The sequence below is a fragment of the Actinotalea soli genome, assembly GCF_017565425.1.
Lineage (GTDB): Bacteria > Actinomycetota > Actinomycetes > Actinomycetales > Cellulomonadaceae > Actinotalea > Actinotalea soli.
Window position 1 is genome coordinate 132,537 of sequence record NZ_JAGEMK010000004.1, and the last position, 17,695, is coordinate 150,231.

8 protein-coding genes are annotated in these 17,695 nt (G+C 75.1%); 4 read left to right on the forward strand and 4 right to left on the reverse strand.

Annotation, left to right across the window (positions count from 1 at the left end):
- Positions 1-12 precede the first annotated feature (12 nt).
- Positions 13-1,014 (reverse strand): ABC transporter substrate-binding protein, encoded by a 1,002-nt coding sequence (locus J4G33_RS09755; RefSeq protein ID WP_208055773.1) that lies wholly within the window; start codon positions 1,012-1,014, stop codon positions 13-15.
- Between the two features lie 352 nt (positions 1,015-1,366).
- On the opposite strand from J4G33_RS09755, the gene J4G33_RS09760 reads away from it, so the two are divergent.
- The 4 genes from J4G33_RS09760 to J4G33_RS09775 all read left to right on the forward strand — a co-directional run bounded on the left by J4G33_RS09760 (position 1,367) and on the right by J4G33_RS09775 (position 11,488).
- Positions 1,367-6,598: a hypothetical protein gene (locus J4G33_RS09760; RefSeq protein WP_208055774.1), complete on the forward strand. Its 5,232-nt coding sequence runs from the start codon at positions 1,367-1,369 to the stop codon at positions 6,596-6,598.
- Positions 6,598-9,657, forward strand: coding sequence for a hypothetical protein (locus J4G33_RS09765; protein WP_208055775.1), 3,060 nt, complete (start codon positions 6,598-6,600; stop codon positions 9,655-9,657). Before J4G33_RS09760 ends, J4G33_RS09765 begins: the two co-directional genes overlap by 1 nt.
- A gap of 189 nt (positions 9,658-9,846) precedes the next feature.
- Positions 9,847-10,344 carry a GNAT family N-acetyltransferase gene (locus tag J4G33_RS09770; RefSeq protein WP_208055776.1) on the forward strand — a complete coding sequence of 166 codons (498 nt, stop codon included), beginning with the start codon at positions 9,847-9,849 and terminating at the stop codon, positions 10,342-10,344.
- 379 nt (positions 10,345-10,723) lie between these two features.
- Entirely contained in the window at positions 10,724-11,488 is a 765-nt protein-coding gene (locus J4G33_RS09775) for a 4'-phosphopantetheinyl transferase family protein (RefSeq protein WP_208055777.1), read from the forward strand.
- Between the two features lie 79 nt (positions 11,489-11,567).
- Here J4G33_RS09775 and J4G33_RS09780 read toward each other — a convergent pair whose 3' ends face one another.
- The 3 genes from J4G33_RS09780 to J4G33_RS09790 all read right to left on the reverse strand — a co-directional run bounded on the left by J4G33_RS09780 (position 11,568) and on the right by J4G33_RS09790 (position 17,663).
- Positions 11,568-12,314: a ParA family protein gene (locus tag J4G33_RS09780; protein WP_208055778.1), complete on the reverse strand. Its 747-nt coding sequence runs from the start codon at positions 12,312-12,314 to the stop codon at positions 11,568-11,570.
- An 88-nt stretch (positions 12,315-12,402) separates the two neighbouring features.
- Positions 12,403-13,776 (reverse strand): M1 family metallopeptidase, encoded by a 1,374-nt coding sequence (locus J4G33_RS17800; protein ID WP_208055779.1) that lies wholly within the window; start codon positions 13,774-13,776, stop codon positions 12,403-12,405.
- Positions 13,773-17,663, reverse strand: coding sequence for a Pls/PosA family non-ribosomal peptide synthetase (locus J4G33_RS09790; protein WP_208055913.1), 3,891 nt, complete (start codon positions 17,661-17,663; stop codon positions 13,773-13,775). Before J4G33_RS09790 ends, J4G33_RS17800 begins: the two co-directional genes overlap by 4 nt.
- Positions 17,664-17,695 lie beyond the last annotated feature (32 nt).

The following is a 17,695-nucleotide window of genomic DNA, read 5'->3' on the forward strand; positions in this document are numbered from 1 at the left end:
TGACCGTGCGGATCAGTAGGTGCGGTCCGGCAGGGCGGCCTCGGCGGCCGCCTGGTCGAACGCCTGGTCCTCGACGATCGTGGTCTTGGCGACCTCCTCGCCGTTCAGCACCGCCTTGACCAGCTCGGCGGCCGCATCACCGAGGAGCGGGTTGCACTCGACGATGTAGTTGATCTTCCCGTCGACCAGGGCCTGCATGCCGTCGCGGACGGCGTCGATCGTGATGATCTTGATGTCCTCCCCGGGCACGGCGCCCGCGGCCTCGATCGCCTCGATCGCACCGAGACCCATGTCGTCGTTGTGCGCGTAGACCAGGTCGATGCCGTCGGCCCCGTGCTTCTGCAGGAAGCCCTCCATCACGGACTTGCCGCCGTCACGGGTGAAGTCCCCGCTCTGGGAGTCGATCTTCTCGATCGGCGTGCCCTCGATGGCTGCGTCGAAGCCCGCGGCGCGGTCGTTGGCCGGGGCCGATCCGGTCGTGCCCTCGAGCACCACCATGTTCGTCGGCTCGGTGAACTGCTCGGCCGCCCACTCGCCGGCCATCTGGCCCTCGAGCTCGAAGTCCAGGCCGACCCAGCTGGCGTACAGGTCCTCCGAGGCGCTGACCGTGCGGTCCTCGAGGATCACCGGGATCTCGGCGTCCTGGGCCTCCTGCAGGACGTCGTCCCAGCCGTCCTCGACGATCGGCGCGATGACGATGGCGTCGACGCCCTGGTTGATGAAGGAGCGGACGGCAGCGATCTGGGCCGCCGGGTCGTTGTCCGCCGAGTTGAACACCAGCTCGAAGCCGTTCTCCTCGGAGAACGCCTCGTTCATCGACTCGGTGTTCGCGCTGCGCCAGCCGCTCTCCGCGCCGGTCTGCGCGAAGCCCACGGTGATCAGGTCGCCGCCGCCACCGCCACCACCGCCGGGGGCGGCGACGTCGTCGCTGTCTGCGGTGTCGGTGGAGCATCCGGCCGCGGTGAGGGCCACGACCCCCACCAGTGCCAGCGTGGACAGAATCTGCTTCCGCATCTCCAAAACCTCCTTGTTCTGGTCCGGCGTCATCGCCAGCGTCGGGTCCCCCTGCGAGCCCGCGCGGCGGGCTGTGTGACGAATGTTAACCCTCACATGCCACTCCATGACCAGGTGGTGTGAATCACATTTGGGTAACGTCTCGGAGCCCTCACCTGCGCGACACCTCCTCGACGCCGGTGATGTGACGGCGCACCACGCTCACATCCGTGCAGGTCAGGGACGGAGCAGCCCTGTCCGAGATGTCGCTCTTCCCCCGGCGCGCGTCCAGGCGTACCGTCAGAACGGTCTCCAGGGACGCCCCGGCAGTGGAGCCGGGCCCCCGTCCCCCCCTCTCGCGACGGTCTGTGGCATGGCACTCCTTGACGCTCTCGAGGTCGCCGGCCGGGCATCCGGCACCGTGCTTCCGCCTGCCGTCCACCGGGTCCTGGCAGCCCTCCCCGACCCTCCCGGTCCACTCACCGGCGCGCAGTCCTTCACCGGGCCGCTGGCCGCCGCCGTGACCGTCCCCGGTCTGCTCGGGGCCACGATCAGCGGCGAGGTCGCCATCATGGTCGCGTCCCCGACCGGGCCCGGCGCTCCCGGGTTCGCCCTCACGGTCTCCCTCGACCAGGCGACCCTCACGCTGCCCTCCGGGGTCCAGGCCGCGACCGTCACCGCCATCGGCACCGGACCCCGTCATCGGCTCATTTTCGCGGGGACCGGTGTGCCGCCCACGGTGACCGCCCGTGGCTCCCTGACCGTGCGGGGCTCCCAGGACCACGCCGCCACGGTCACCGTCGACGACGGCCTGGAGCTGACCTTCACCGGGCCGGACCTGCTGCTGCCCGGCGGCGTCGGCCTGCGGCTGCCCGCGACGGTCACCGCGACGGGCGGGGTGCTCCACCTGCCGGGCGCCACGCTCGTGCTGCCCCCGAGCGCCCCCGTCGTCGGTGGCCTGCCCTGCCGGGCTGACCTGACCTGCGGCCACGGGCGCCTCGACCTCGAGCTGGCCGTGCAGCCCGCCGGGGCCGACGGCGAGGCCCCAGCCCTCGGCGGCACCCTGTCCTGGCACGTCCCGGAGGCGGACTCCCTCACGCAGCTGGTGCCCACGGGCGGGTCGGTGATCCTGGACCTGCCCGAGGGCCCAGGGCTGCTGGGCGCGGCCGGGCCCACGGTCGACCAGCCGCTCCGGCTGCGGTGCACCCTCGCCCGCCCGCCGGACCGCCCCGGGGACCTCAGCGTGACCGTGACCGTGGAGTCCGAGGCCCCGCGCGGTCTGCTGCACCGTGAGGGCCCCGGAGCGGGAGAGGTCGCCGCGGGGGTGGCCGTCACCCTGGCCCCGGCCATCCGCGCGGGCTCGGCCGCCGCCACCACGGCAGCCCTGCTCGGGGCGGCCGCCGTCGTCGGCCGACTGCTCGTCGCCGAGGGCGGGTTCACGGTGCACGGCGTGACCCTCGACGCCTCGGCCGGCTCGGGACCGACCATCAGCGCACGCGTGGACCTCGAGGGCTCGATCCGTGCGCGGCTGTGGCGCACGGGTCCCCTGGGGATCGGCATGACCGCGGAGGACCGACCGATGCGGGTGCGCTGGCGCGACGTCCGGGTCACCGTCGACCCCACGGCCCCCGCGGGCGAGCAGCTCATCCTGGACTACTCCCGGGCACGGCCCGACGTCGTCGACCCGGGCACCTGGACGGTCCAGACACCGGGCTCCCTGCTCGACGTGGTCGGCACCCGCTCGGGGCACGGCTCCACCTGGTTCGAGATCGACCTGCGGTTCGTCGTCGACCTGGGGCCGGTGCGGGTCAGCGGGGCGACGGTGCGGGCCACGGTCGAGCACGGGGCGGTGGCCCTCGGGCTGCGGGGGCTGGCGGCCTCGGTCGAGATCCCTGGGGTGATCCACGGGGAGGGCGACGTCTCCCTCACCAGCACGGGGTTCGCCGTCGTGCTCGGCATCGAGCTGCTGCCGGTGATGCTCGCCGCGATGGGACTCGTCCGCTACGACGGCACCGGGGACAAGGTCGAGATCGGCTTCGCGGTGGACCTGCCGGGCCCGATCCCCCTCGGGCCCACCGGGCTGGGCCTCTACGGTGCGCTGGGCACCTTCGCCTCGAACGGTGCCCTGCCCGAGCTCGACCCCGACGACCCGTTCACCGACCTGCGCCGGTGGAAGCCGTGGCAGCCGCTCGAGACCCGGGCCGGGGCCATGACCATCGGCATGGGCGTGCAGATCGGCACCGTGCCCGACGGCGGCTTCCTGGTCAACGCCCTGGGTGTGCTCGGCATGACCCTGCCCGACCTCGCCCTGCGCGTCGGCCTCGACGGCACCCTGCTGACGCCACGGACCGGGATCAGCAGGACTGCCCTGGACGACCTCGCCGACCGCGCGGAGGACGACGTCCCCGGGGTCGAGCTCGAGGTCTTCGGCGGCCTGTCGGCGACCCCCGAGGCGATCGACCTCGTCCTGGAGGGCCGCTACCGCATCCCGTACCTCCTGGACGTGCGGATCCCCGTGGGTGGGCACTTCCCCGTCGGCAGCCAGGGCTGGTGGTTCCGCGCCGGGAGCGACGACGGCGTGCTCGGGCCCACCGGCCGACCGCCCGGCCCCGTCTCCGCGCGGGTGCTGCCCGAGACGCCCTTCGCCTGCGACGGGTGGGCCTTCCTCATGGTCGCCGGGGACGGCATCGCCGACCCCGGCCTGCTCCGGACGGCCCCCGAGGTCCAGGGGTTCGCGGTCGGCGTCGGCGCCGGGATCAGCGTGGTGCTCGGGGCCAAAGGACTGCTCTGGGCCGAGATCTCCGCCTCCCTCGCGGCGCTGCTGAGCACCCGCCCGATGCTCGCCTGGGTGCAGGGCACCGTTTCCGGTCGCCTCGGGCTCGGGCCCTTCCGGGTCGGCATCTCGGCGACCCTCACCCTGCAGATCTGGCAGGACCAGTCCGACGGCAGCCAGCAGTTCGCCTTCGCGGTGCAGGTCTGCGGGGAGCTCGACCTCGTCTTCGACACGGTCCGCCGGTGCATCACCCTCGACACCCTCGACCAGTCCGACGCCCTCGAGGCCCCCGTGCCGGCCCCGGAGGACTGGCCCTGGCCGCAGGTGCGACTGGCTGACGGCCTGGCCCGCTCGCTGCCCGCGGTCGACACCGCCGTGGGCGAGGACCTCGTGGGCCTGCCCCTGCAGCCCGCCCCGGGCGGCGCGTCGGGGCCCTCGGGCGGGTGGGGTGAGGCCCCGGAGGTCTGGCCGGACGTCGTGCCGATCCTGGGGTTCCCGATCGCGCCGCGGGTCACCCTGCCGCAGCCCACGCCGAGCACCAACCTCGGGGTCGTGGCCTCGGGTGGGGCGCAGGTGGTGTGGAGCCTGACCAGGCTGTCCTTGGAGGACGTGACCGACCCCGACGCCCCGGTCGCGATCGCCCTGCAGAGCACGGCTCGCTGGCAGGTGCCTGCGGGGGTCGGGGCGTGGCCCGCGGGCACCTCCGGCCAGCGCGAGCTCGTGCTGCTGCGCCGCTCCCTGACTGCGTGGGCCGCGCACCTCGCCGGGGACGGCAGCCACCTCGAGCCGATGATGAGCCCCGCCACCCTGATCGGCGGCGCCTGCCGGTGGGAGGCACCAGCGGGGCCCGGCTGGGCCCTCGGGGGTGACGCGACCGCTGTGACCGGCGGCGGATGGCACGTGCCGCCCGAGCACGACCCCTGGGCCGGCACCACCGTCGCGAGCTTCACGGGCGGCACGGGGTTCACGGTGGCCACGGCCCCCGAGGCCGGTACCGCCGGGGAGGACCCGCTCCCCGGGGCCACGGCCTACGGCGGACCGACGCCCCTGCCCGCCCCCGTGCCGGCCGGGGACCGCGGGCACCCCGACGGGCTGCGGCTGCGAGGGTCCCACCTCGGGGTGCCGGGTGAGGCCGCCACGACGATGCGCACGGTGCTCACCCTGGACCGTCCCGTGGTCGGCGGCGAGCTCTACCTGCTGCTGGCCGCCGGGCACGACGACGACAGGTTCCTCGGGGTCAACGGCCTCGGGGCCCGCGCCCGCGCCGCCTCGGGCGGGTCTCTGGCCCTGCTCGTCGAGGACCTCGGACTCGTCGAGGACGGCGCCTGGGTGCTCGCCCGGGTGGCGCTCCCCACGGCGGCGGGGTCGGCCGCCGTCGTGCGGATCGAGGTGACCGTGCCGTGGCTGCGCCCCGCGGTGCTGCTCGGGCTGCACGCCACCGCCGCGCGGGACGCCGAGGCGGCCGACGCGGGCGCGGCAGGCAAGGCCGCCGCGGCTGCGGCCGACGTCGAGTCGAGCCAGGACTACACCCAGACCTACCGGCTGCTGCGGCCCGGGCACCGCTACCGGCTGAGCGTGAGCCTGGGGTGGACCAGCAGGCTCTCGGTGCCGGGGCAGCCCGAGCTCACCGGTGCCTCGGGCCCCGACCCGGTCACCAGGCACTGGTACTTCGCCACCGCGAGGGCCCCGGCCGGGCCGCCCCCGACCCTGCCCCCCGCCGAGGAGGCCACCACCGGGACAGCCGTCGGGTGGGGCGCCCCCTGGAAGGTGTACCCGAACGCCCTGGTCAGCGCGACGACGGGCGCGGAACCGGTCGGTGGCGGGCCGGGCGACACGATCGCCGAGATGACTGAGCACCTGGCGACCGCCCTGGTGGTCGCCCAGTTCCGGCCCGGCTACCTGACCCGGTACGTCAAGGGCTTCACCCTGCCCGACCGCGCCGAGCTCGTCTTCGTCACGGACGCGCTCGACCGGCCCGGCATCGAGTTCCTCGCCCTGCACCCCGTCGAGCTCGCGGCCCTGTACGAGCGCGAGATCGGGCTGCTGCTGCGGCGCACCGACCGCCAGGCCACCGACGTGTACCGGGTGCCGCACCCTCAGCCCGCCGCGACCAAGCCGAAGGTCGCCCTCTCCCTGGCCGTGCAGCAGGCGGCCCAGCTGGTCGGCTGCGCGGTGCCGCCCACCGAGCTGGTGCTGCGCTGGCCGGAGCCACTGGCGCGGGGCGCGAGCTACGAGCTGTCCTGCGTGACTCCCCCGGCCGGCGAGCTGCCCCGTCGCTCGACCCCGGCCCTGGCCGCGATGACCTTCACCACCTCGCACTACCTGACTCCCTCGCACCTGATCCGCAGCTTCGGGTTCACCAGCGGGGGCGCCCGCACCACCCGCACCCACGGGGACCTCCCCGTCCGGGCGGTCAGCCGTCCGCCCGGCTGGCGGCAGGAGGACGGCGAGGTCGAGCTGCTCCTCCACCAGCTCGGGCTGGCGCCGCTGCGGCCCACCCCGCAGAACCGGTCGAGCGTCCTGTGGGCCCGCGCCGGGGACTCGTGGGGCGTCGTCGGGATCCTGCTCGAGTCGACCGAGCCCCTGGTGCGCGACGGCGGGGCGCGGATGGGACTGCGCACCTGCGTGGTGGGTGGGGCCGAGCTGGCCGTGCGGCGCGCCAACCGGGCGGGCACGGTCGCCCTGTGGCTCACCCCGACGCCGGTATCCCTCACCGCCGCGACCACGGTCACCCTCGGGGTCACCGACCGGACCACGTGGCTCACGCGGCGCACCACGATCGACCCGGTGCCCCGGTTCACCGCGACCACCCTCACCCCGCTGGAGGCCTGATGAGCGAGGGGTTCTGCCGGCGGGACGTGGCCTTCGGCGACCTCGCCTGGGCCACCGGGGCCGGAGCCGACGACCAGGTGCCCGAGGGGCTGCACTGGCACGTCACCCTCGGGCCCCGGGGCGGGCTGCCCGCCGGGCCGACGATCCTGCTCGAGGTCCCGGTCAACGAGGACAGCTTCCGCGCCGTCGGCCCGCTCCAGACCTCCCCCATCGGGACAGGACCCTGGGAGATCGACGAGGACGACGGCCGGCGGCTCACCCTCGCGTACCCGCCTGCCGTCGAGCCCCTCGAGGTGCTGGGCTGGGCGTGGCTGCAGGCCGACGGCGACCTCCGCCTGACCGCCACCGACCGGCTCCGCACCCCCGCGGGCACCGGGTCGGTCATCGCCGAACGCTCCGAGCCGCTGCCCGGGGATCACCAGCACGCCGTCGCCGCGGCCGGCTGCGAGACCGTCGAGGTGACCGGCCGCGGGGCCGTGCACGAGGCCTACGCCGAGGTCGGGACATGGCACCTGGACCGGGTGGACCCGAGCTGGGTGGTCGACCGCGCCGGGCTGGCCACCGAGCTCGCGCAGACCCTCCCGCTCTACCTGCCCGCGCCGTGGGCGGAGGACTGGCGCACCCGCGTCGAGCTGAGCGCCCCGCTGCACCGCCTGCCGCACGATGCCGTCGACCCCGGACTGCTGCAGCCCGACGGTCGACGGGAGGTCGACCGGGTCCGCCAGCTGGTCGAGCCGCGGCGGTCAGCGGGAGGCGGCGAGGAGGTCGACGGCGTCGGGGCGTGGGCCGAGGCCGCGTACGGGTCGGTGGTGGCCGGCGGGGTGGGCCGGCTGGTCGGGCAGTCGGTCGCGGCCGAGGGCGTGGCCGCCTCGCAGGTGTCCCAGGACGCGGTGCAGGCCTACCTCCAGGCGGCTGTAGACCCCGGGGTCGCACGGTGGATGGGACTGTCCGGCACCCTCGAGCGCGAGCCCGAGCACCTCCACCACGGGCGAGGCCTGCTGGTCGCGCTGCTGCCGACCCTGATACGACGTCAGCCGTGGGAGCGAGGCCGGGGGCGGGGGCTCAGTCGGCTCGACCGTCTCGAGCAGCTCTACGACGAGGAGCTCGGGGGCGGGTACGCGGACCTCCAGGGCCAGGTCGCGCAGCTGGCGCCACTCCTGAGCGGCGACTGGTGGGACCTCCGGCTCCTCGCCGTGCCCATCCCCTACCTGCGCGAGGCGCCCTCCGACCGGCCCCGCGCCCCCGGCCTGACCGTGCGGCGCCCCGCCTGGGCACCGGTGGCCGTGGACCGGTGGTCGGCCAGCGTCGCGGTCGAGGAGGTCGTGCCCCGAGGGCTGGTCTCCTTCGTCCAGACGGCGCCGACGCCACGGACCCTGCACCCCGGGCCGCCCGGAGCCCCCGCGCCCATGCTCGCCGGGTGGTCGAAGGTCGACCTGCGTCACGTGCTGCACGTCGACGAGCTGGCCGGCACCGACCCCGCGGTCGAGCTCACCGTCCGGCTCGGTGACTGGCTGGGCCGGTGGGGCGGGGCCGGGAGCCTCACGGTGCCCCGGCCCGACCGACCGCTGCCCCCTCAGCCCCGCCTGACCACGGGACTGGTCCTGGCTGAACCTGCCCCGACCGGGGACGGAGCTGCGTCCTGCGGCGCGGTGCGGGTCGAGGTGCTGGCGGCGGGGGCCCGCGCGCCGGGCTCGATGCCGGTCACTGCCCTGGTGCTCGACCTGCCGCGCGGGGGGCCGCAGGTCCTGGACCTCACCGCGGCCGAGGGCCGGAGCGCCGCACCGGTCCGCCGCGTGGTCCATCACCCGGCCCCGATGACCGTGCCTGGCCAGGTGGTCGACGAGAGCGTCTCGGTCCGGGCCCGGGACGCCGACGGCCGGGAGTCGGCTGCGACCACCGTCACCGTGCGGGTCGTGGACCCTCGTCCGATCCGAGCACCCCGCGTCGGCCCGCGCCTGATCCCGACCACGCGCCGCAGCGGCGCCCCGACCGTGAGCGTGACCCTGGCGATCGAGGCCGCCCCGCACGCCCGGGCGTACCGCGTGCTCATGGCCGGGGAGTCGGCGCTCCGACGCGCGTTCGGGATGCCGGCCGACACCGCAGGGTCCCGCGCCGAGCGGGCCAGGGCGGTGCGCGCCCAGATGGGCGCGCGTGACCGACGGTCCCACTACTCGTGGGCCAGCACCGCGTCCTTCCCCGTCAAGGGTTCGACCTGCTACGCCACGCTCGAGCTGCCCGCCGGGATCGACGGCGTGGTCTTCGTCCGGGCCGTGGCGGTGACCGCGACACCGAGCCGGCACCCAGGTGGGCCGCCGACCGAGACCGTGACCACGCCCTTCTCCGCGACCGACCCCGTCGCCCTGGTGGTCCCGCTCAGCGAGTTCCCGCCGGTGCCCGACCTGGTGCTGCGCGCCGAGCCCGAGGGCGTGGTGGCCGCGACCGTGCGGGTGACCCGGCCGCCGTCGGGCCTGCTCGGGTCCCTGCCCCGGGACGGGATCGAGGCACGGCTGGTCGAGCACCTCGGGTCGCAGGTGCAGCCCGTCTACTGGCCCGAGCTCGCGACCGTCCGGCTCGCGCCGCGACCCGAGGAGCCTGAGGTGCACGAGGGGACGGTGCGGCTGCGCGGCGTGCCGTGGGTGCGGTCCGCCCTCGCCGCGTGCGTGCGCTACCCGGCCGAGGCCACGCTGGCGCCCGGGGCGACCGAGCTGCCGACCGAGATCCGCAGCACCGGACCCCAGCTCGAGCGCATCCCCTCCCCCTGGGGGCCGTACTCGACCCCCGCCTGGGTCGACACCACCGGGCCGCTGCCGACGCTGGGCTCGACGGCGACCGGCGGGAGCATCGAGGTGACGGTCGCCGGACTCACCCCGATCCCCGAGGGCCGGCCGAGGTGGACGGCCCAGCTGCTCGCCGGGGCGGGGGCCCTGGTCCCCCGCGGGACGCCGGTCGCGGCCGAGCAGGGGGTGACGATCCCGGTGGTCGAGGGCGAGCGGTACGCCATCCAGCTCCGGGACCCCTTCGGCGCCGAGCACGAGCCCTGGCTGGTCCCCGCCCCCTGACCCGCCCCTCCTCCCTCTCCCGCTCCTCCCCCTTACCCTCCTCCCCCTCCTCCCGCTGAGGTCGCACATCTGCACCCAGGACGCACCTGCGCATGGGCGACCTCGGTGCAGAGGTGCGACCCCGGCGGGGAGCCGGCACCGGGTCGTCGTCCTCGGAGCCCAGGGCGGACGAGACCTAGGGTTGGGCTCGTGCTGATCCGGGACTACGCCGAGACCGACGCCGCGACGACCCTCGACGTCTTCGAACGAGCGATCACCACGACCGGACGAGCGCGCTACACCCAGGAGCAGGTCGAGGCGTGGCTGGGCGCCCCGCGCGAGCTCGCCCGGTGGGGCGCCGAACGCCTGGAGGTGCGCACCTTCGTCGCCGAGCACGACGGTGTCCTTGCCGGCTTCGCGGACCTCGAGGAGGGCGGCTACGTCAACCGGCTGTTCGTCGATCCACGGTTCGGTCGACGTGGAGTCGCCCACGCTCTGCTGGACCACGTGCGCGCCGCGGCGGTGCTCGACGGCCTGCCCGAGCTGACGACGCACTCCAGCCTCGTGGCCAGGCCGGTCTTCGAGCGGGCGGGCTTCCGTGTGGTGCACGACGAGGTGGTACGACGCGGAGACGTGACGCTGCAGCGATTCTTCATGCGTGCGCCGCGCCCCGTGGACGACCGCCCTCTGGTCGAGCCAGCCGACTGAGCCCCTCGCCGGTGAGGGACGACCCGTCGCGCGACAAGGCGCTTCGCCTGCGTCTCTCCGGCCCCCGCTAAGCCCCCGGTGGTCGCGGGCAAGTGGCGAGCACGCCCCCTGCCCGCCCAAGTCGCACGTCTGCACTGGGGACGCACGTGCGCAGGTGCGACCTGGGTGCAGATGTGCGACCTCGGGAGCAGGGGCAGGCAGCGTCAGGGAGTGATCAGCGCCGGTACCTGGTCGGGGTCGGTGACGATGCAGACCGCGAGGTCGCACGTCTGCCCCGAGGACGCACGTGCGCAGGTGCGACCTGGGTGCAGATGTGCGACTTGGGGCGCGGGGCGGCGGCCCGACGGCGATCGCGTACGGGCCGGGGGAGGATGGGCCCGTGCTGAACCGTGCGAGGCCGCCGGCGACGGTCGACGTCTGGCTGGCCGAGCCGGCGGACCTCACCTCCAGCTGGCTCGCCCACCTCGACGCCGTCGAGCGCTCCCGCGCCGCCGACCTCCCGGGCCCTCAGGCCTCCCGCTTCATCCAGGGGCGCGCGCTCCTCCGGGCGGTTCTCGGCGAGCATCTCGGCTGCGCCCCTCGCGAGGTTCCCCTGCACGTGCGGTGCCCCACCTGCGCAGGTCCGCACGGCCCGGTCTCCCTCGCCACCGGCACCGGCACCGGCCCGCACCTGAGCCTCACGCGCGCCGGGGCGCTCGTCGCCGTCGCGGTCAGCGAGGCCGGGCCCGTCGGGGTCGACGTCGAGTCCCACGCGGCCATCTCGGCCGCTCCGCTGGGCGCCCTGCCGCCGTCACGCCGGGGCGTGACCGCCCGCACTCGCCAGCGGCGGGCCGCCCTCACCTCTGCCGTCGCCCGGTCCTGGGTCAGCGCCGAGGCCGTCCTCAAGGCGACCGGCGCCGGGCTGCGCACCGACCCGGCAGACCTGGTGATCAGCTCCCGACGAGGACGCCGCACAGCCCTCACCCCCGACGGCACCCGCGCGGTGCTCGCCGACCTCGACCTGGGGCCCGGGGTCGCGGGAGCGGTCGCCGTCGTGCCGCACGCCCCCGGCCCCACCGAGCCCGGCGGGCCCAGCCGTCTGCCCCGGCTCTCCGTCCACCAGCACGACGGCGACGCCGTCCTCGCCGCGCTCGGTACCCGCTGACCGCAGCGCCCGCCTGCCCGCGGCGCCCGCCCACCGCAGCGCCCGCCCGACCGCAGCGCTGGCCTCCGCGCTCACCGACTCACAGCGACAGCGCCGACCGCACGCCCTTCCACAGCTCGCCGTAGGCCTTGGCCGGCACGCTGCGCGGCGCGAAGGTCGAGATCGGTGCGCGCTCGACGCCCATCTTCTCGACCATGCTCGAGGCCGGCACGGCCACGTCGATGACGTGCTTGGACTCCTGGGGCAGCCTGTCGGCGACGTCACGGTGGATGGTCTTGCGACGGTCGACCATGGAGAGGAAGCCCACGATCTTCGGGCGTCCCTTCTTCATGTCGGTGACCATGTCCGTCACCTGGTCGAGGGACCGCATGGCCAGCGGGGACGGCACCAGCGGCACCACCACGACGTCGGCCGCGCGCAGGATCGCCTCGGAGAGCAAGGACATCCCGGGCGGGCAGTCGAGGACGACGACCTCGTGCTTGCTCAGGGAGGCGAGCATCTTGTCGAGCTGCCGCTCGGGCCGCTTGGTGCCGTCGAGCTCGACGTCCAGGGCGCTGTAGGAGTCGTGGGCGGGGATGACGTCGAGCTTCTTGTCCTCGGTGGACCGGACGACGTCGGCGAGGTCGGTCTTGCCCTTGACCAGGGCGTGCACGTCAGCCTTGGCCTTCTGCTTGGGCTTGACGCCGAGCAGGAACGTCGCACCGCCCTGCGGGTCGAGGTCCCACAGCAGGGTCCGGTGCTTCTGGGAGGCGTGCCATGCGAGGTTCACGGCGGCCGAGGTCTTCCCCACCCCACCCTTGACGCTGTAGACGGCGACGACCTTCATGCACGCTCCTGGTGGCTCGGCTGGGTGGCTCGGCTCGTGGTGGTCGGTTGACCGTGATCACGACGCTAGGTGCGGACCAGGTTCTCGTCTACCGGCGGAGCGCATCGAGCCAACCCCGGCCCGAGGCCCCGTCCAGGGGCGGCAGGGCGGCGCCGTCGATCCAGGCCTCGAGCAGGCCCTGGACCTCCCCGGCGAGCTCGGTCCCGCCGGTCTCGGTCGCGTGCTCGAGGGCGTGCTCCCGGAAGTCCGCCGTCGTGACGCTCCCGCCGGCGTACCGCGAGGTCCAGCCGCGCACCATCGCGACGAAGGCCTCGTCCCCCAGGGCACCGCGCAGGGCGTGCACCGTGAGCGCCCCGCGCTTGTAGACGCGGTCGTCGAAGATCCGGCGGTAGCCCGGGTCCGCGAGCACGAGGTCCTGGTCGAGGCGGGACAGGCGCCGGTGCCAGGTGCTCGCGAGGGCGTCGGCGCTGCGTCCGCCGGACTCCTCGGACCACAGCCACTCGGCGTAGCAGGCGAACCCCTCGCTGAGCCAGATGTGCTGCCAGGAGGACGGCGACACGGAGTTGCCGAACCACTGGTGGGCGAGCTCGTGCGGGATGAGGCGCTCGTCCCCGTCGGTGGAGCTGAGGTGGTTGGCCCCGAAGATCGACAGGCCCTGCGCCTCGAGAGGGATCTCGAGGTCGTCCTCGGTGATGACGAGGGTGTACGTCGCGAACGGGTACGGACCGAAGATCCTGGCGAAGAAGGTCATGAGCTGGCCGTGGTGGGCGAGCCGGTCCCGGGCCGCGGTCCGCAGGGCGGTCGGCACCAGCACGGCCTGCCGGACGGGCTCGGCGACGAGCTCGTGCTCCTCGTACTGGCCGATCTGCACGGTCGCGAGGTAGGTCGACGTCGGGCGCTTCTCCTCGTAGACCCAGGTCGTCGCGCTCGCCCGGCGCTTCGAGGACACGAGGGCGCCGTGGGCGAGCACCCGGTAGGGGTTGTCGACCGTGATCGAGGTCCGGTAGGTGGCCTTGTCCGCGGGCCGGTCGTTGCAGGGGAACCACGACGGCGCCCCGGTCGGCTGGCTCGCGACCACCACCCCGTCGGTCAGCTCCTCCCAGCCCACAGGTCCCCAGGGACTGCTGATCGGCGCCGGGTTCCCCCCGTACCTCACGACGACGGTCAGCTCGGTCCCGGCCGTCACCTCGCCGCCGAGCCGCAGCACCAGGCGATCGGCGCGGTGCACGTAGCGGGCCAGCCGGGCGCCGGTCAGGGTGACCTTCTCGACCGTCAGCCCGGCGAGGTCGAGGGCGAGCTCGGTGAGGTCCTCGAGGGTGCGGACCCGCAGCGTGGCGGTCCCGTGCAGCCGGTTGAGGTGCGGCCGGTAGGTGAGGTCGAGGTCGTAGTGCTCGACGTGGAACGCGGTGCTGCCGTGATCGGGTTGGTAGGGGTCGACGTCGCCCTGCCCGCCCGCCGTCACGCGGGCACCGGGTCGGTGACCGCGCCGGCCGCCGGCTCGCGCGCGGGCCGCGCGGCCCACGGGGCGATCGGGTTGCCGACCCACCGGGTCCCCGAGGGCACGTGCTCCCCGCGCAGCACCAGCGAGGCCGGGCCGACGCTCGATCCCGCGCCCAGACGAGCAGCGGGGAGGACCACACCGTGCGGGCCGAGGGTTGCGCCCTCGTCGAGGGTCACGGTGTCCAGGCTCATCACGCGGTCGTGGAACAGGTGGGTCTGCACCACGCAGCCGGGGCCGACGGTCGCCCCGTCCCCCAGCCGGACCAGGTCGGCCTCGGGCAGCCAGTACGTCTGGCACCACACGCCGCGTCCGATCCGCGCACCCATCGCTCGCAGCCACCACACCACCGCGACAGTACCGTTCGCGACGTCGGCGAAGAACGGCGCCGCGACCATCTCGGTGAAGGTGTCGGCGAGCTCTCCCTTCCACACCGCCGAGCTCCACAGCGGGTGCTCCCCCACCCGGAACCGGCCCACCAGCGCCCACTTCGCGGCGACCGTCACCCCGGCCGCGACCACGCCGGTGGCCAGCAGCACCACCCCGCTGAGCGCGGCGGCCGCTGCCCAGCCGGCCGCGAGGACGACGCCCTGGAGCGCCAGCAGGGTGGCGAGCCCGAGCAGCCCGACGACCAGGGCCGGGACCACGCGGCACAGCTCGACCAGCCCGCGGGCGACCTGCAGCCGGCGGGGCGGGTCGTAGGTGCGGCCCGGGTCGTCGAGCACGGGGGCCCGGGGCAGGCGGACCGGGGGGCTGCCGAGGTAGCTCGAGCCCGCGCGGGTGCGGTTCGGGGTCGCCGACAGCACCGCGACGAGGCCGTTCTTGGGAACGGTGCGCCCGGGGGCGGTCATGCCCGAGTTCCCGACGAAGGCCCGTCGTCCGACCTTGGCCGGGGCCACCCGCACCCAGCCGCCGCCGAGCTCGTAGGGCGCGACCATCGTGTCGTCCGCGAGGAAGGCCCCGTCCTTGATCCGCATCATGCTGGGCAGGCCGATGACCGTCGAGATCTCCGTCCCGTGGCCCACCCGGGCCCCGAGCAGGCGGAGCCAGGCCGGGGTCCCCACCGAGGAGTACAGGGGGAAGAGGGCCGTCCGTGCGGCGTCCATGAGGCGCTCGACCGACCACGCCTGCAGGCCCGCCCGCGAGCGCACCGGGTGGTAGCCCTCGGCCAGACCGTGCGACAGGAAGCGCACGCCGACGACGACCAGCACCGCGTACACCGCGAAGGCGACCAGGGTCGCGACGGGCGCGAGCAGGAGGGCGTGCCCGACGGCGGCGCCCAGGGTCATGGTGTCGCGGACGGCCCGGCCCAGCACGAGGAGCCCTGCGCCCACGGCCACGACCGGGAGGCCCGCGAGGGCGATCCCGGCCAGGGCGTAGCCCAGCAGCCAGGCTCCTTCGCGCGGGCCGGACGTCGGGCGCTCGGCGGGCCACGGGTGGCGTGCCTCGTGGACCTTGGCCGCCGGGGACCCGGACCAGTACTCGGCCTTGCCGGTGGCGCCGTGCACGGCCGATCCGGCCGCGACGTCGGTCCCCGCGCCGACCTTCGCCCCCGGGTACAGCACGCTCCGGGCGCCGATGGTGGCTCGCTTGCCGACGCTGATACGCCCGACGTGCAGCACGTCGCCGTCCACCCAGTGCCCGCACAGCTCGACCTCGGGCTCGACGGCGCACTGGTCACCCAGGGTGAGCAGCCCGGTGACCGGCGGCACCGAGTGCAGGTCGACCCCCCGCCCCATCCGCACGCCCAGGGCCCGCGCGTAGAGCCCGACGTACGGGGCGGTGGCCGAGGTGATCGCCCCGAAGCCCTCGACCAGCCGTTCGGCCGCCCACAGCCTCAGGTGGACGCTGCCACCTCGCGGGTACTCCCCCGGCCCGACGCCGAGGAGCAGCGCCCGAGCGCCCAGCGCGCTGACTCCCATCCGCCCCAGGGGGCTGACCGTGAGCACCCACCCGGCGAGCACCCACCACCACGTGACCGGCACCGCCCAGGGCACCCCCCACAGGCCGTCGAGCACGGCGTTGATCGCGGCGAGGGCCGTGAGCCAGCGCAGCCCGACCAGGGTGCGCAACGGGACCAGGGCGAGGAGCTGGACGGTCTGGCTGAGGACCGGCACGGGGCGGACCGGGGGGCCGGGGGCCTCGGGGGTCGAGTCCTCGGAGATCTCGGGCCAGGTGGTGCGCAGGTGCTCGGCGAGGTCGCCGACGGCAGGGTGGTCGTAGACCTCGGCGACGGTGACCTCGGGGTAGCGGACCCGCAGCGCCGAGACCAGCTGGGCGGCGGTCAACGAGCTGCCTCCGCGGGCGAAGAAGTCGTCGGCGTCGTCGGTCGGGTGCACCCCGATGACCGCGGCCCACTGCTCGCCCACCCAGGCCGCGGTGCCCTGCAACGTCGACTCCTCGCGCATGGCGTCCTCGAGGGGCCACGGGAGGGCCGCGCGGTCGACCTTGCCCGAGGTACGGGTCGGGATCTCCTCGACCTGGGCGAGCATCGGGACCATGGTCGCCGGCAGCCGGTCACGGAGCTGGGCGAGGGCGGCGGGGAGGTCGACGGCAGCTCCGCTCGGCACCACGTACCCGACCAGCAGGCTCGCGCCGGTCGCCGAGCGCTGGACCGCTGCGGCCGCCGCACCCACCCCCGGAAGGGCCAGCAGAGCTGCCTCGACCTCGCCGAGCTCGATCCGCTGGCCGTTGACCTTGACCTGGTCGTCGGCGCGCCCGACGAAGGTGAGCCCCTCGCTGTGCCGCTCGACCAGGTCACCTGTGCGGTAGGCCCGCTCCCAGCCGAGGGTGTCCATCGATCCGAACTTCACGGCGTCGAGCGCGGGGTCGAGGTAGCGGGCCAGGCCCACGCCACCGATGATCAGCTCCCCGGGCTCCCCCTCGGCGACCTCGTTGCCCTCGGCGTCGACGACGGCGAGGTCCCACCCGTCCAGGGGCAGCCCGATCCGCACGGTCTCCCCCGGCTGCAGGAGGGCCGCGCACGCGACGACGGTCGCCTCGGTGGGGCCGTAGGTGTTCCACACCTCGCGGGTCGGCGCGCAGAGCCGGTCGCCGAGCTCCCGCGGGACGGCCTCCCCGCCGAAGATCAGCAGCCGGACGGCGTCGAGGGCCTCGACCGGCCACATCCCCGCCAGGGTCGGGACGGTCGAGACCACGGTGATCTCGCGCTCGACCAGCCACGGGCCCAGCTCGGTGCCCGCGCGCACCAGGGCGCGCGGGGCCGGGACGAGGGTCGCGCCGTGCCGCCACGCGAGCCACATCTCCTCGCACGAGGCGTCGAAGGCCACGGACAGGCCGGCGAGCACCCGGTCCCCGGGGCCGATGGGCGCATCGCGGAGGAAGAGCCGTGCCTCGGCGTCGACCAGGGCCGCGGCGCTGCGGTGCGTGACGGCCACACCCTTGGGGGTCCCGGTCGAGCCCGAGGTGAAGATGACCCAGGCGTCGTCCTCGGGCGTCAGGTCGTCGGGCGTGGCGTCGTCGTCGGGCGTGGCCGTCGAGTCCGGGACGACCGTCCCGTCCGGCGCGCGGAGCTCGAGCCCGTCCCCCAGGACGACGCGCACCCCGGCCTCGGCGAACACCTGGCGCGCCCGCTCGTCCGGGTCGTCGGCGTCGACCGGCACGTAGGAGGCCCCGGCGCGCAGCACCGCGAGGATCGACAGGTACAGGCCGACGGTGCCCGAGGTCGCCCGCACCCCGACCCGGTCCCCGCGCCCGACGCCGGCTGCCGCGAGGTGCTCGGCGCGCTGCCGGACCGCCTCGTCGAGGGCCGCGTAGGTGAGCTCCTCGTCGCCGTCGTCGATCGCGACCGCCTCGGGCCACTGGGCGACGGTCGTGGCGAACACGTCCATGAGGGTGCGTACCGGGGCGGCCCGGTCACCGG